This is a genomic window from Massilia sp. 01N410, assembly GCF_056399665.1.
Genome location: NZ_JBFTRV010000007.1, coordinates 175,326 through 189,421, shown reverse-complemented (window position 1 = coordinate 189,421; position 14,096 = coordinate 175,326). Strand labels below are relative to the sequence as shown.

General features: G+C 66.9%; 11 protein-coding genes. 4 read left to right on the top strand and 7 right to left on the bottom strand.

What is annotated here, in order from left to right; translation table 11 throughout:
- Positions 1-244 precede the first annotated feature (244 nt).
- Positions 245-1,462 (bottom strand): hypothetical protein, encoded by a 1,218-nt coding sequence (locus AC1DOP_RS12105; protein WP_442121413.1) that lies wholly within the window; start codon positions 1,460-1,462, stop codon positions 245-247.
- A 322-nt stretch (positions 1,463-1,784) separates the two neighbouring features.
- Here AC1DOP_RS12105 and AC1DOP_RS12100 point away from each other — a divergent pair, with 322 nt between their 5' ends.
- Positions 1,785-3,077: an NCS2 family permease gene (locus tag AC1DOP_RS12100; protein WP_442121414.1), complete on the top strand. Its 1,293-nt coding sequence runs from the start codon at positions 1,785-1,787 to the stop codon at positions 3,075-3,077.
- On the opposite strand, the gene AC1DOP_RS12095 is transcribed toward AC1DOP_RS12100, so the two are convergent.
- Positions 3,062-5,719, bottom strand: a complete 2,658-nt coding sequence (locus tag AC1DOP_RS12095; RefSeq protein ID WP_477251359.1) for a GGDEF/EAL domain-containing response regulator — start codon at positions 5,717-5,719, stop codon at positions 3,062-3,064. The two genes, AC1DOP_RS12100 and AC1DOP_RS12095, sit on opposite strands and share 16 nt — an antisense overlap.
- Before the next feature lie 297 nt (positions 5,720-6,016).
- Positions 6,017-6,649 carry a response regulator gene (locus tag AC1DOP_RS12090; protein WP_477251357.1) on the bottom strand — a complete coding sequence of 211 codons (633 nt, stop codon included), beginning with the start codon at positions 6,647-6,649 and terminating at the stop codon, positions 6,017-6,019.
- Between the two features lie 208 nt (positions 6,650-6,857).
- On the opposite strand from AC1DOP_RS12090, the gene AC1DOP_RS12085 reads away from it, so the two are divergent.
- The gene (locus AC1DOP_RS12085) at positions 6,858-7,664 is read left to right on the top strand and encodes a DUF481 domain-containing protein (RefSeq protein ID WP_442121417.1); all 807 of its coding nucleotides are present in this window, start codon (positions 6,858-6,860) and stop codon (positions 7,662-7,664) included.
- Here the strand turns inward: AC1DOP_RS12085 and AC1DOP_RS12080 are convergent.
- The 3 genes from AC1DOP_RS12080 to AC1DOP_RS12070 are packed head-to-tail and all read right to left on the bottom strand — an operon-like array spanning position 7,652 to position 9,658.
- Entirely contained in the window at positions 7,652-8,017 is a 366-nt protein-coding gene (locus AC1DOP_RS12080; protein WP_477251355.1) for a GFA family protein, read from the bottom strand. The genes AC1DOP_RS12085 and AC1DOP_RS12080 overlap by 13 nt on opposite strands.
- Before the next feature lie 25 nt (positions 8,018-8,042).
- Positions 8,043-9,329, bottom strand: coding sequence for an MFS transporter (locus AC1DOP_RS12075; protein WP_477251353.1), 1,287 nt, complete (start codon positions 9,327-9,329; stop codon positions 8,043-8,045).
- Positions 9,326-9,658: a thioredoxin family protein gene (locus AC1DOP_RS12070; RefSeq protein WP_477251352.1), complete on the bottom strand. Its 333-nt coding sequence runs from the start codon at positions 9,656-9,658 to the stop codon at positions 9,326-9,328. The genes AC1DOP_RS12075 and AC1DOP_RS12070 overlap by 4 nt, the downstream gene beginning before the upstream one ends.
- Positions 9,659-10,064: 406 nt before the next feature.
- On the opposite strand from AC1DOP_RS12070, the gene AC1DOP_RS12065 reads away from it, so the two are divergent.
- A complete protein-coding gene (locus AC1DOP_RS12065; RefSeq protein ID WP_442121421.1) occupies positions 10,065-10,247 on the top strand; it encodes a DUF3606 domain-containing protein in 183 nt (60 codons plus the stop codon).
- A 119-nt stretch (positions 10,248-10,366) separates the two neighbouring features.
- Positions 10,367-11,467, top strand: coding sequence for a mechanosensitive ion channel family protein (locus AC1DOP_RS12060; protein WP_442121422.1), 1,101 nt, complete (start codon positions 10,367-10,369; stop codon positions 11,465-11,467).
- A gap of 205 nt (positions 11,468-11,672) precedes the next feature.
- Here the strand turns inward: AC1DOP_RS12060 and AC1DOP_RS12055 are convergent, their stop codons facing one another.
- Positions 11,673-14,081 carry a penicillin-binding protein 1A gene (locus AC1DOP_RS12055; RefSeq protein ID WP_477251350.1) on the bottom strand — a complete coding sequence of 803 codons (2,409 nt, stop codon included), beginning with the start codon at positions 14,079-14,081 and terminating at the stop codon, positions 11,673-11,675.
- Between the last annotated feature and the right edge of the window lie 15 nt (positions 14,082-14,096).

Below are 14,096 nucleotides of genomic sequence, written 5' to 3'. Positions count from 1 at the left end.
AATCGCCCATGCACTCAAGCGTGCGGAGGGTTAAATGGAGAACGGAACTGTGAAAAAAACGTGTTTACGGGGAAGGAATTGTTGGAAATGGAGGGATTGCGAGACCGTTAACGTCGTTCCCGCGGACGCGGGATAGTGCCCGTGGCACTATCCCCAAGTTTGCATGTGCTATCAAAACGCGTCGAACCTTGTTTCCCGCCTGCGCGGGAACGACGCTGAGGTGGCGGGAACGACGTCCTACACTTCAATCACTCAGATAAGCCTCCGCCCCCTCCGGCTGCCCACCTTCGTCGAAGCCGCGCGCCACCAGCACCCCATCCAGCCCGACCGTACTCAAGCCGTCGCACAGGTCTTCCATCTCGGTTTCCAGGTCGGCCGCCAGGTCCAGCGGCTTGTCGACGGTCGCCAGCGGGGCGCCGCCGTCCAGTGGATACAGGTTGATGCGCAGCGCGGCGTGGTCGCCCAGGTCGACCGGCGCGACCACGGCCTTGATGCGCTCCGGCTCCGCGTCCAGCTCGTCCAGGCGGGCGTTGACGTCGGCCAGGGTAGCCAGCATCGCCAGCTCGGCCACGCCCTGCTCCTTGGCGCCGTAGAACAGGTCCTGGTAAAGGAAATTCAGTTCGATCTCCGCCGGCCGCGGCGACAGGCAGCGCGACAACAGCGGCGCGATGCTGCCGGCCCACATGCGGTAGCGCGCCATGCGGCCCTCGAAAAAGGCGTCCGCCGCCGCTTCGTCCTTCGGTACCTTATAGAAGGGGTCGTCGGCGTGCTTGAGCGAGAAGCCGAGCAGGAAGCGCAGTTCCATCGCCTCGTCGTCCGGGTTGTAGCCGCTGGCGTGCCAGCCGCGCATGCTGGCTTCGATGGTGGGCGCCGCCACCAGCTTCTTGCTGCGCATGGTGGCAGCGGCTTCCCTCAGCATCTGCTGCATGACGCTGTAGCTGATGTGGTCGACCTCGTCGAGGTCGTAGAGGTAGCGCACCAGTACGACGCGGCTGTCGGCGCTGGCCAGGCCGGTGTGGCGGAAGCTGTCGCTCAGTTCCTCGAAGGCGGCGTCGTCCTGGAATACCTCGGCCGCTTTGAGACCGCCCGTGCTGCTGACGAACAGCGGGATCATGAAGGCGTCGATCTCGAGCTCGGCGCCGTCGTCGTCGCGCAAATGAAGGGTCGCCGCCTCTTCCTCGATGTGCTCCTGCAGGTAGCGGCAGCACTCGGGATCGGTGTAGCGGGCGGCTTCGATGGCGCCGTACAGGATCTCGTCGTGCTGGCGGCGCAGGGTGCGGCGGATCAGGGTCAGCAGATCCTGCTCGTACTGCGGCCTGCGCGCGGCGGCCTGCAGGTCCTCGGGGTCGGCCTCGGTGATCTCGAGCGCGAGATCGACCAGGTTCTGGGCCAGCGCCTCGTGGTCGGGCTCCGCCGCCTGTTTCACAGGTTTGCGGGGAGCTGGGCGCTTGTTTTTGGGCATGGCGGCATTCGTAAAGAGTGAACAAGCCACCATGTTATCAAATCGCCCGCCCGGCCCCCAGCATGTCGGATGGCTCGCGCGACAGTTCCTGCGGCGTCCGCGCGCCGGCGGCGGCTTCCTCGACCGGCGCCGCGTCCTGCCGGCGACGTCGTCCATGCCGATGATGCCCTGGTTTAGGATATGGCTGATCTGCCGTCTGGTGTTATGCTTCGGTCATCGATAAGCGGACGTGTGCACGCGACACCGGCACCGTCGTTTTCGCGTAAACACCCGTCGATTCATACCGTCGCGGGAGCGACGAATACTGGAGCCCTCCACCACCATGCTTGAACGCCTTTTCAACCTGCGGCAAAGCGGCACCGACGTCCGCACCGAAATGCTGGCCGGTCTGACCACTTTCCTGACGATGGCCTACATCATCTTCGTCAACCCCTCGATCCTCGGCGACGCCGGGATGCCGAAGGAAGCCGTGTTCGTCGCCACCTGCCTGGTGGCGGCGCTCGGCAGTGCGGTGATGGGCTTGTACGCCAACTATCCGATCGCGATGGCGCCGGGCATGGGCCTGAACGCCTATTTCGCCTACGCGGTGGTGCTGGGCATGAAAGTGTCGTGGCAGGCGGCCCTGGGCGCGGTGTTCGTGTCCGGCTGCCTGTTCATCCTGGTCTCGGTGTTCGGCCTGCGCGCGATGATCGTGAACGGGATTCCGCGCTCGCTGCGGGTGGCGATCACGGTCGGTCTCGGCATGTTCCTGGCCCTGATCGCGCTGAAGAACGCCGGCATCGTAGTGGCCAGCGAGCCGACCCTGGTCAAGGTCGGCGACCTGCACCAGGCCGGCGCCATCATGGCCATGGTCGGTTTCCTGCTGATCGTGACCCTTGACCGCCTGAGGGTGCGCGGCGCGATCCTGATCGGCATCATCGCGGTCACGATCCTGAGCTTCTTCTTCGGCGGGAACCAGTTCCACAACGTGGTCTCGGCCCCGCCCTCGCTGGCCCCGACCTTCCTGCAGCTGGACGTGAAGGGAGCCCTGAGCGTCGGCATCCTGAACGTGATCCTGGTGTTCTTCCTGGTCGAACTGTTCGACGCCACCGGCACCCTGATGGGCGTGGCGAGCCGCGCCGGCCTGCTGGTCGAAGGGAAGATGGAACGCCTGAACAAGGCCCTGCTGGCCGACAGCGCCGCCATCGTCGCCGGCAGCGTCCTCGGCACTTCGAGCACCACGGCGTATATCGAATCGGCATCCGGGGTCCAGGCCGGCGGCCGCACCGGCCTCACCGCGCTGACGGTCGCCGTGCTGTTCCTGGCCTGCCTGTTCATCGCGCCGCTGGCCGGCGTGGTGCCGCCCTACGCCACCGCCCCGGCCCTGCTGTTCGTCGCCTGCCTGATGCTGCGCGACCTCGGCGACATCGAATGGGGCGATACCACCGAAGCCATCCCGGCGGCCATCACCGCGCTGACCATCCCCTTCACCTACTCGATCGCCGAGGGTATCGCCTTCGGTTTCATCACCTATGCGGTGCTGAAGCTCACCACCGGCCGCGCCCGCGAAGTCGCGACGATCGTGTGGGTGATCGCGGCGCTGTTCGCCTTCAAGATCGTCTACATCGGGACGTGATGGCCGGCGCCTGATGCCTCCTCGGCCGGGTGCCGCCCCAGCGGCGCCAGGTCGAGCGTCTTCCCCTCGCGCAGCATCTGCGCGAACTGCGCGGCCGGCACCGGCTTGCTGAAGTAATAGCCCTGCATGAGGTCGCAGCCATGCTCGGCCAGCAGGGCCAGCTGGCCGGCACTCTCCACCCCTTCGGCCACCACCTTCAATCCCAATCCGTGCGCCATCGCGATCACCGCCTGCGAGATCGCCAGGTCGTCGCCGGCCGTGTCGAGGATGTCGGCGACGAAGGACTGGTCGAGCTTGAGCGTATCGACCGGGAAGCGCTTCAGGTAGTTCAGGTTCGAGAAGCCGGTGCCGAAATCGTCGATCGCCAGCCGGATCCCCATGCTCTTGAGCTGGGCCAGCAGCGCACAGCTCTTGTCGGCGTCCGCCATCGAGGCCGATTCGGTCAACTCCAACTCCAGCAGCTCCGGCTCGATGCCGCATTCCTCGAGCACCCGGCCGACCGTCTCCACGATGCGGTCGTCGAACTGGTTGGCGGACAGGTTCACCGCCACCGGCACCAGCGGCAGGCCGGCCTCGCGCCATTCGCGCTGCTGGCGGCAGGCGGCGTTCAGTACCCAGTCGCCCATCGGCAGGATCAGGCCGGTCTCCTCGGCCAGCGGAATGAACAGGCCAGGGGGCACCAGGCCGCGCTCCGGATGCTGCCATCGCACCAGCGCCTCGGCGCCGACGATGCGGCCGCTGGCCAGGTCGACCTGGGGCTGGTAGTGCAGGACCAGCTCCTCGCGCTCGATGGCGCGGCGCAGGGCGCTCTCCAGCTTGAAGCGCTCGTTGGCGCCCTGGTTCAGTTCGGGACGGTAGAAGGCATAGCGCTGGCCGACGCCTTCGGCCGCCTGGCGCAGCGCGGCTTCGGCGCCCTGCACCAGCAGTTCGTACTTCAGGCCGTCGTTCGGGAATACCGCGATGCCGATTGCCGGGTCCAGGTGCAGCTCCTGGTATTCCCAGGAATACGGCTTGGCGACCGCGGCCAGCAGGCGCCGCGCCGCGACGGCCAGGTCCTCGCCTACCGACCGCAGCGCCAGCACGGCGAAGCTGCCGTCGGAGAAGCGGCCGACGGGGTCGGCGCCCGCGGTCTCGCGCAGGCGCCCCGCCACTTCCTGCAGCAGCGCCTGTTCGGCCGCCGGGCCCAGCGCCTCGCGGATCAGCGGCATGCGGCCCAGGCTCAGCAGCATGAAGCCGAGCACCTGGCCCGCGCCCTGGGCCTGCCCCTTCATCTGACGCAGGCGGTCGCGCAGCAGCAGGCGGTTCGGCAGGCCCGTCACGGCATCGAAATTGCTGACGTAGCGCAGGCGTTCCTCGGCGCCGCGCAGCTCGGTGGCGTCGATGCCGGTGCCGAGTACGTACTCGACGCTGCCGTCCTCGCGCCGCAGCAGGGTCGAGGTCCAGAGGATGGAACGGCACTTGCCGTCCCGGGTATGCCATTCGCCCTGGATGCGGGCGGTTTCCGGCAGGCTGTCCAGATGCAGGAACGCGCGCCTTACCGCCAGTTCGTCGTCGACCCGCCGCACGACCTCCCAGGCCGGCCGTCCGATCGCCTCGTTCGCATTCCAGCCCAGCGCGTCCTCGCAGGCGCGGTTGAACATCACGATGTGGCCGCTGGGCGCCGCCAGCAGCACCAGCGCGCCGGCGGTATCGACCACCGCGGACAGGCGGTTGCGCTCCGAGCGCAGGGCCTCCGTGCGCTCGACTACCAGCGCTTCCATGCAGGCGTACAGGCGGGCGCGTTCGAGCGCCGAGCCGAGCTGGGTCGCCGCGCTGTCGAGCAGCGAGCGCTCGGCCTCGCCCAGCTCGGGACTATTGGGCAGCAGCTCGAGCACGCCGACCTCGCGGTGTTCGGCGTAAAGCGGCAGGCGCAGCAGGTGCATGCCGGGCGCTTCGCCGGCCGGCATGCCGCGCGCCGCCAGCATCCTGAGCCCACCGTTCGGCCGCAGCGCGCCGACCGCGGCGCCGGCCAGGCCCGGCATCGCCAGCAGGTGGGCCAGCGCCGCTTCGGCCACGGCGTGTTCGCCGACCGCCTCGTTCAGCGCCGCCGCCATGCCGTGCAGGGTCGCCAGCGAGCGGACGGAGCGTTCCAGCGAAGCACGCTGCTCGGCCAGTTCGGCATTCATGCGCAAGGCCTGGGCGTGGGTGGCGACCAGCAGTTCGTAGATCTGGCGCCGTTCGGCGGCCATGAACTCCAGCGGACGGTCGGGCGAACCGAGGGCGCAATCCTGGAGGATGCGGCGCAGGCGCTCGCGCAGCTGCATGCCGTCGTAGGGTTTGCGGACAAAACTGTCGGCACCGGATTCCAGGGCCTGGACGATGTCGTTCAGGCTGGACAGGCGGGTCAGCAGCACCACCGGCAGGTTGGCGTAGACCGGGTCTTCCTTCAGGGTGCGGCACAGGGTGAACCCGTCCATGCCCGGCATCGCGATATCGCTGATGACCAGGTGGGGGCGCCGGCGCGCCACTTCGGCCAGCGCGGCCGAGCCGTCGCCGGCGATCCGGACCTTCCATCCGGGTTCGCTGGCCAGCAGGCGCGCGAGGTGCTGCGCCTGGGTGGGGCTGTCTTCCACGACCAGGACCTCCACCGTGTCCCCGTGCATGGCTCTCTCTCGCTTAGTGATCATCGTTTGTACGCTGCCTCGCTGGGAAACTTGCAATATCGATAGGCAAGATGGAGAAGTTATAACATTGTGGCGGCAGTCAGTAGCAGAGGCTGCCAGCGCGACATCGTATTTACAGCGGCGCCGGGGCCGGCCGGCGACCGTCGCCCGCACCCCGGCCGACAGAGGAAAAACGGAGAATGAAGGAGGTGCAGTACGGTCGCGAATCGGGCGTCGGCTGTCGCATATTTAACGACACGGCGCGTTTCACATTGTTACCTCGCGGCAACGTCGAAATCAGCCGGCAAGACCGTGGCGCAATGCGTATCGGATCAGCGCCGCGTTCGAGGACAGGCCCATCTTGCGAAAGATGCGGTTGCGATAAGTGTTGACGGAACTGATGCTGATGCCGAGTTCGGCGGCAACCTGCTTGACCTGCAGGCCGGCGCCGATCAGGGCCACGATCTCCCCTTCGCGCGGGGTCAGCAGGTGATGCGGCGGGGCCGACGGCGGACAGCTCGCCTCCTGCACCAGGAGGCGGGCGACGCGTGAGCCGAGCCAGCGCACCCCCTGGGCCGCCTTGCGCACCGCCTCGACCAGGTCAGTCGAGACGCTGGCCTTGGACACATAGCCGAGTGCGCCCGCGCGCAGGGCAGCGAGTGCATAACGCTCCTCAGGGTGCATGCTCAGCATGACCACCCGCAAGTCCGGAAAGCAGCGGCGCAGTTCGGCCAGGCCGTCCAGCCCGTCCGTGTCCGGCAGGCTGATGTCCAGCACGACGACGTCGGGCCGGACCTGGGCGACCAGCGCCAGCGCCTGCCTGAGATCGCCCGCCTCCCCGGCGACCTTCAGGTCGGCGCAGGCGCGCACGATCTTCTTGATGCCTTCGCGGATCAATTCGTGGTCGTCGATGATGACCAGCCTGCTCAATGTGGCTCCCAAACATACATGCCGGTATGTCCGACAAAAACCCGACATTCTAGGCGTGCCGCGGCTTGGATTGCAAACACAATGAATGTCGACTTAACAATTGCATTATATCCGCATGTAATTCTGTGGGGAAAATGTTGCGACGGATGGGTTTGAAGCCCGGCTTTGGTTTACAATGTCGGGCCATCCAATGAACGACGGGATGCTCATGAGATCTCAGCTACTTTGGGCGCTGGCTCTGGCCGGCGCAACCGGCACGGCAGCCGCCGCGCCGGACGACAACGGCAATACTGCCCCGTCGTCCACCTACTTTACGCAAGCACCGACCATCGCTGTGCCGGAAGGCAGCAGCTGGTACACGTCCGCCGAACTGGGCGCGATCACCACCTCGGGCAACACCACCGGCACCTCGGTCACGGGCAAGATCGACGCCCGCCACGAGATGAGCAACTGGAGCAACGAGTACATCTTCAGCGGCTTCTTCAAGGAAGACGAAGTGGTCCACGACGACGGCAGCCGTACCAAGAACCGCTCGGCGGAACGCTGGCAGCTGTCGGCCAAGGCGGCCTTCAAGCTGCTTCAGGACGGCAACCGCGCCTTCGTGCTCGGCTCCCACGTGAACGACAAGTTCGGCGCCTACACCCGCTATTCGACCCTGGCGGTCGGTTACGGCACCCAACTGCTCAAGCGCGAAGACAAGTCGGTCGACGTCGAGATCGGTCCGGGCTACTTCCACGGCGAGAGCGCGTCCGGCGAGCAGGATTCGGGCATGACGGTGCACGGCGCCGCCCAGCTGCGCTGGCGCGTCAGCCCCTCGGCCAACTTCAGCCAGACGGTCAGCGTCGAACGCGGCACCTCGAATACGCACACCGTGGCGGAGACGGCCCTGAGCACCAAGATCAACGGCACCATGCAGATGAAGGCGGCGTTCAGCGCGCGCAGCGACAGCAAGGTCCCGGAAGACAAGAAGAACACCGACACCCAGACCTCGCTGACCCTGGTCTACTCCTTCTGATCCTCCTGAAGTCCTTCCCCGCGGCTGCGCGGATACACCGGCATGCCGTCGTCGACGCGCAGCCAGCCCAGCCGCTGGGAAGCGAAGGTATGGTCCTGCGGCGAGGCCGCCTCGGGATCGTCCAGGGTGCAGGTGAGGACGTCGATTTCGTGCGCGTAGCCGTCGTTGCGGTAGCTGAGCGGCGTGCCGCAGGCGGCGCAGAAGCTGCGCTCGACCTGCGGGCTCGATCGGTGCACGGCCGGCGCCCCCGCCGCACGCCGGCAATCGATGCAATGGCAGAGAGTGCGGTGGAAAGGCACCGCCTCCGTTTCATAGCGCACCGCGCCGCAGGAACAGCCTCCCTCGAGTCCCATCGCCGCCTCCTTCAGGGAAGCATGTTCAGCGCGCCGCCGACTTCACCGGCAGCAGCGCCGTCAGGCTGATCAGGGCTGCCGCGCTCAGGTACCAGCCCACGGTGGACAGGCCGTGGTTGGTCGCCAGCCAGGTGGCCACGTAGGGCGCCAGCGAGGCGCCCAGGATGCCGGCCAGGTTGAAGGTCAGCGAGGCGCCGGTGTAGCGCACCTCGGGCGGGAACATCTCGGACAGCAGGGTCCCGAGCGGACCGTAGGTCATGCCGATCAGGCACTGGCCCAGAACCATGAACAGCGTCACCATCGCCAGCGAGCCGGAGCCGAACATCGGCCCGAACAGCAGGCCGAAGACCGCGATCGCGGCCGACACCCCGATCATCACGCGGCGCCGGTCCAGGCGGTCGGCCAGCCTTGCTGCCACCGGGATCGTCAGGCCGAAGAACAGGATCGCGAACAGCTGCAGCAGCAGGAATTGCTGGCGCGAGTAACGCAGGGCCGTGGTGCCCCAGCTGAGGGCGAACACCGTCATCAGGTAGAAGATCACGAAGGTCGACAGCGCGGCCAGGGTGCCCAGCACCAGTGGGCCGGGATGCGACTTGAACACGGCGACCACCGGCAGGCGCACACGCTCGTTGCGCTCCAGGACCTTCTGGAAGTCGGGAGTCTCGGTGATCTTCAGGCGCACGTACAGGCCAATCACCACCAGCAGCGCGCTGGCCAGGAAGGGTATCCGCCAGCCCCAGGCGAAGAAATCGGCGTCCGACAGGGTCTGCGACAGCACCAGGAAGGTCGAACCGGACAGGAAGAAGCCGAGCGGCGCGCCCAACTGCGGGAACATGCCGTACCAGGCGCGTTTGCCCGGCGGTGCATTCTCGGTGGCGAGCAGCACCGCCCCGCCCCACTCGCCGCCCAGGCCAAGGCCCTGGCCGAAACGGCACAGCGCCAACAGCAGCGGCGCCAGGGTGCCGATCGACGCGTAGGTCGGCAGCAGGCCGATCACGACGGTCGACAGGCCCATGGTGAGCAGCGCCGCGACGAGGGTGGCCTTGCGGCCGATGCGGTCGCCGAAGTGGCCGAACACGGCCGAGCCCACGGGACGCGCGAAGAAGGCGATCGCGAAGGTCGCCAGCGACTGCAGGGTCGCGGCGGCCGGACTGGCCGCCGGGAAGAACAGCTTCGGGAACACCAGCACCGCGGCGGTGGCGTAGATATAGAAGTCGAAGAACTCGATGGTAGTGCCGATCAGGCTGGCGAACAGCACGGTCGCCGGACGGTTTGCGGGGGCCCGCACCGTTTGCGGTTCGGCTGCGATCATGCGGCGCCTGCCTTGCCGGCCGCTTCCAGGGCATCCTTCACTTCCTGCGCACCGGCCGGGCGCACCACGCGCGCCATTTCCTGGCCGTCCTTCATCACGACCACGGTCGGCCACAGCTTGACGCGGAAGGAGCGGCCCAGAGGACGGCCCGGGCCATCCTCTGCCTTGACGTGTTTGACCGCCGGGTAGGCCTTCAGCGCCTCGTCGATATCGTGTTCGGCCGCCTTGCAGTAGCCGCACCAGTTGGTGCCGAAATCGACGGCCACCACGCCGGGCATCGCATCGACCGCAGCGCGGTCGGGCTGGGCGGTTTCATAGGGCTTGGGCATGCTTTCTCCTTATTGTGCAATTGACAGTAGCGTACCTCAAATGCATGCCGGCGGCGAGTGTGGCGGCCACCCTCTTTCCTGGTGGCGGGTTTTTTCTGGGTCTTCGCATCTTGTGGGTTAGTTGCATATTTTAATGAGCAAAAAGGCCCGCGGCCGGCTGGCCGCGGGCGCAAAACCGGTCCCCGCGCCTCGGTCGGGATCCGGCTACCAACACCGTCATCGCCTCGATCCTACTGTCGGGCTTGCTGAGTCGGACCGGCATTCCTGGGATAGCTGATGGTGCTCAAACTGTATCGCTGACGCATGGGAACTTTTTCGTTCGCATAACGTGAATTAGCGAACGGAATATGGCGATGGGCGCTGGCATCCTGACAAGGTACGCGTCAATGATGAAAAGGAGGCCAAGATGTCCGACAATCTGCAGAACCGCGGCCAACAGGACCGCTCCCGCATCAACCTGCACGAGAAGCACGAGATCCAGTACTGGACCAAAGCCCTCGGCGTGACCCAGGAAGAACTGGAGCAGGCCGTGAAGCAGGCGGGCAACAGCGCCGAAGCCGTACGCCAGCACCTGCGTACCAAGCACTGAGCAGGCACTGATCCCAAAGCATCCCCGGGCGCCGGCAGCCGGCGCCCGCCTGCCCCGGCAGGCCGTCTTTCGCGCGCCCCTTCTGCGCGCCTTCCCCGCCCCATCATGAAAGGAGCCCAATGGACATCCGCGGCTATTTCACATCCCTCGACATCAGCTGGACCAACGCCGCCTTCGCCATCGCCGCGGCGGTGCTCAGTTTCATCCTCATCCACGCCGCGGTGGTGCTGTTCCGGCGCCGCCTGGACAAGCTCTCTGGCGAAGCCGCCCAACGACCCATCGTCGACGTCCTCCAGCACACGCTGGCGCGCACCAGCAACGTGGCGATCCTGGCGACCTCGATCCTGATCGGCGCCTCGGTGCTCGACCTGCCGCCACCCTGGGACCGGCGCATCGGCCACCTGTGGTTCCTCACCCTCGGCGCCCAGCTCGCCGTGTGGCTGCACCGCGCGATCGGCGTGACGGCGCGGCGCTACTTCCGCATCCACGGCAAGAACAAGGAAAACGAGCAGGTCACGGTGGCCCACACCCTGATGATCTGGGCCCTGCAGTGGAGCGTCTGGACCGTGTTCCTGCTGGCCATGCTGTCCAACCTCGGCATCAACGTCACCACCTTCGTGGCCAGCCTCGGGATCGGCGGCGTGGCGGTGGCCCTGGCGGTGCAGAACATCCTCGGCGACCTGTTCGCCTCGCTGTCGATCGCGGTCGACAAGCCCTTCGAAGTCGGCGACTTCGTCTCGGTGCCGGAATTCTCGGGCACGGTCGAACACGTCGGCCTGAAGACCACCCGCATCCGCGCCCTGTCCGGCGAGCAGATCGTGATCGCCAACGCCGAGCTGCTGCGCAAGGTAGTGCACAACTTCAAGCGCATGAATACCCGCCGCGTGCAGTTCGCGCTGCGCATCAATCCATCGACCCCGCCGGAGCTGGCGGCCAAGGTCCCGCCGAAGCTGTCGTCCATCATCGAAGGCAAGGACAAGGTCAGGCTCGACCACGTCAACCTGACGGTGCTGGACCAGAACTACATCGAGTTCGACATCGTCTACAACCTGTCGGACGCCGATTTCAGCCTCTTCCTCAAGACCCAGCAGCAGGTGCTGCTGGAGGCGATGCAGATGTGCCGCGAACTCGGCATTTCCACCGCGCCGCGCACCCAGGAGCTGCTGCTGAACGACGCGACGGGTCCGAAGCCGGCGACGCCACGATTCGGAACGGCGTAGGATCGCAGGCCACGGTGTCGATGGGGAACCGGCGCCGACCTGCTGATCGCCTGCCTGAACGAGCACGAGGATGCGGAGGAAACCGAGCGCCTCGTGAAGCAAGCCGGCCGCAGGCGGTGCTGATGCCGGGCGACATCGCCGATCCTGTAGGGTGGGCGGGCCTCCGCCCACCCTAGGTCAACCTGGGGGAACGACGGGCAAACCGTCAGGCGTCGTTCGGAAACCGGTTCCCCACGTCCTGCCGCGGTTCGGACGGCTGCTCCGGCGGTTCCGGCGGCTGCGGCAGGTCGGCCGGCGGGCCGTTTTCCTGCATGTCGCCGCCCTCTTCCATGTCTTCCTCAGGCTCCTCGTGGCGCACCACCGGCTCCGGCTTGCGGTAGCCCGGGAACTGGGCGTCGGCCGCCAGCTTGCCGCTGTCGAGGGCGGACTTGAAGAAGTCGCCCACCAGCAGGATCGCGCTGTGGCCGCCCTGGCCCCAGTAGTTCGAGCGCATCGTCACGCGGTTGTCGTTGAAGCCCACCCAGGCGCCGGCCACCAGGTTCGGGTGCATCATGATGAACCAGCCGTCGGCATTGTTCTGGGTGGTGCCGGTCTTGCCGGCGACGTCCCCCAGGATGCCGAAGCGGTAGCGCACCGCGGTGCCGGTGCCGCGGTTGATCACGCCGCGCATCATGTCGATCAGGGTCTCGCTCGATGCCTGGGACAGTACCCGCTGCGGGGTCTGGGTGGCGAAGTCGGCGATCAGCTTGCCGTCGCGGTCGGTGATCCTGCGCACGAACACCGGACGCCGGTATTCGCCCTGGGCCGCGATGGTGGAATAGGCGCTGACCATCTCCAGCAGGGTCACCGGGCTGGTGCCGAGGGCAATCGAGGGCACCGCCTGCAGCTTGCTGCCGCGCACGCCCATGTCCTGGGCCAGCTTGACGATCGGCGCCACGCCCACGTCCTGCATCACCTGGGCCGTGATGGTGTTCTTCGAGTACACCAGGCCGTCGCGCATGGTCAGGCGGCGGCCGGTGGTGCCGCTGTTGTCGGTCGGGCGCCAGGTGAAGCCGTTGGGGCCGCGGATGGTCGTCACCGCGTCCAGGTAGGGATGGTCGGGCGTGATGCCGCGTTCCAGCGCGGCCGCGTAGACGATGGGCTTGAAGGTGGAACCCGGCTGGCGGCTCGCCTGGTTGACGTGGTCGAACTGCTCGCGCTGGAAGTTGCGGCTGCCGACCCAGGCCTTGACCTCGCCGGTGGTCGGGTCCATGGCGACGAAGCCGGCCTCCAGGCGCGACTTGGCGGCCTTCAGCTGGCGCATGAAGTCGCGCTCGGCCTTCAGGCGCTTGAGGGCCGCGGCCGGGGCCTCGCCGCCTTCCACCGCATGCTTGTACTCGCCGGATTCGCGCACGAAGGCGTCCAGCAGCTCGCCATGCGACTGCCAGAAATAGTCGAAGGGCGTGACGTTGCCGCGCATGTCGGCATAGGTCTGGGCCGAGGTCGAGTTGACCGGCCAGGAATGGGCCCAGTCGACGTCGGCGATCGCCTGCAGGGCATCGGCCTGGCGCTCGACCGCGCGCCGGGCTTCCTGCTGCAGGTCGTAGTCGAGGGTGGTCTGCACCACCAGGCCGTCCTGCTGCAGGTTGACGTCGTTCTTGTCGGCCCACTCGACCAGCCAGCGGCGCACATAGGCGGTGAAGTGGTCGTCCTTGCCGTTGCGCTCCTGCTGGCGCGTGAAGCGCACCTTCAGCGGCCGTTTCGCCAGCTGCTCGTAGCGCTTCTCGTCGAAGGCGCCGGCCTTCATCATCTGCGCCAGCACCACGTTGCGGCGCGCCTTCGAGCGCTCCGGGTTGGTCACCGGATTGTAGTAGGCGGTGCCCTTCAGCATGCCGACCAGGGTCGCGGCCTCGGTTTCGCTCAGCTGCGCGGCCGGCTTGTCGAAATAGGTGCGCGACGCCATCTCGATGCCGTAGGTGTTGTACAGGAAAGGCACCGTGTTCAGGTAGGCTTCCAGGATCTCGGTCTTGCTGTAGGTGTTCTCGATCTTGAAGGCGGTGATCAGTTCCTTCAGCTTGCGGTTCAGGTTGCGCTTGCTGCCGATCTCCTCGGGGAACATATTGCGCGCCAGCTGCTGGGTGATGGTCGAGCCGCCCTGGGCGTCGCCCTTCAGGTTGGCCAGCACTGCGCCGGCGATGCGGGTGAAGTCGACGCCATGGTGTTCGTAGAAGCGGTGGTCCTCGGTGGCGATCAGGGCGGTGATGACGTTCGGCGAGATCTGCGACAGCTTCACCTTTTCCTGCAAGCCCTGCTCGAAGCTGGCCAGCTCGCGGCCGTCGCTCGACAGCACCACGGTGGGCTGGGCCACGCGCGCCTGCTTGACGTCCTCGATGCCGGGCGTCAGCGGGAACAGCAGCGCCACGTAGATGGCGAACACCACGATGATGGCCAGCACCGACCACAGGCCGATCAGCAGCCAGCGCTGCAGCGGCGGGCGCGCCATCAGGCCGGCCTTCACTTGCGCGTAACGGGCGCGGGCGCGCGCCGCGACGGCTCCCGGCCGGCGCCGCTCCAGGCCCGGATAGCCCATCGGTTCCTGGTTCTGCTGCTCTTCGTTATTGTTATGATCGTCCACGTGGTGTTCCTGAAA

Bases quoted from the DNA above. Each gene is read 5' to 3' on its own strand.
- AC1DOP_RS12085 (WP_442121417.1), top strand. From the start codon at position 6,858: ATGAGATCTCAGCTACTTTGGGCGCTGGCTCTGGCCGGCGCAACCGGC.
- AC1DOP_RS12065 (WP_442121421.1), top strand. From the start codon at position 10,065: ATGTCCGACAATCTGCAGAACCGCGGCCAACAGGACCGCTCCCGCATC.
- AC1DOP_RS12080 (WP_477251355.1), bottom strand. From the start codon at position 8,017: ATGGGACTCGAGGGAGGCTGTTCCTGCGGCGCGGTGCGCTATGAAACG.
- AC1DOP_RS12075 (WP_477251353.1), bottom strand. From the start codon at position 9,329: ATGATCGCAGCCGAACCGCAAACGGTGCGGGCCCCCGCAAACCGTCCG.
- AC1DOP_RS12060 (WP_442121422.1), top strand. From the start codon at position 10,367: ATGGACATCCGCGGCTATTTCACATCCCTCGACATCAGCTGGACCAAC.
- AC1DOP_RS12070 (WP_477251352.1), bottom strand. From the start codon at position 9,658: ATGCCCAAGCCCTATGAAACCGCCCAGCCCGACCGCGCTGCGGTCGAT.
- AC1DOP_RS12105 (WP_442121413.1), bottom strand. From the start codon at position 1,462: ATGCCCAAAAACAAGCGCCCAGCTCCCCGCAAACCTGTGAAACAGGCG.
- AC1DOP_RS12100 (WP_442121414.1), top strand. From the start codon at position 1,785: ATGCTTGAACGCCTTTTCAACCTGCGGCAAAGCGGCACCGACGTCCGC.
- AC1DOP_RS12095 (WP_477251359.1), bottom strand. From the start codon at position 5,719: ATGCACGGGGACACGGTGGAGGTCCTGGTCGTGGAAGACAGCCCCACC.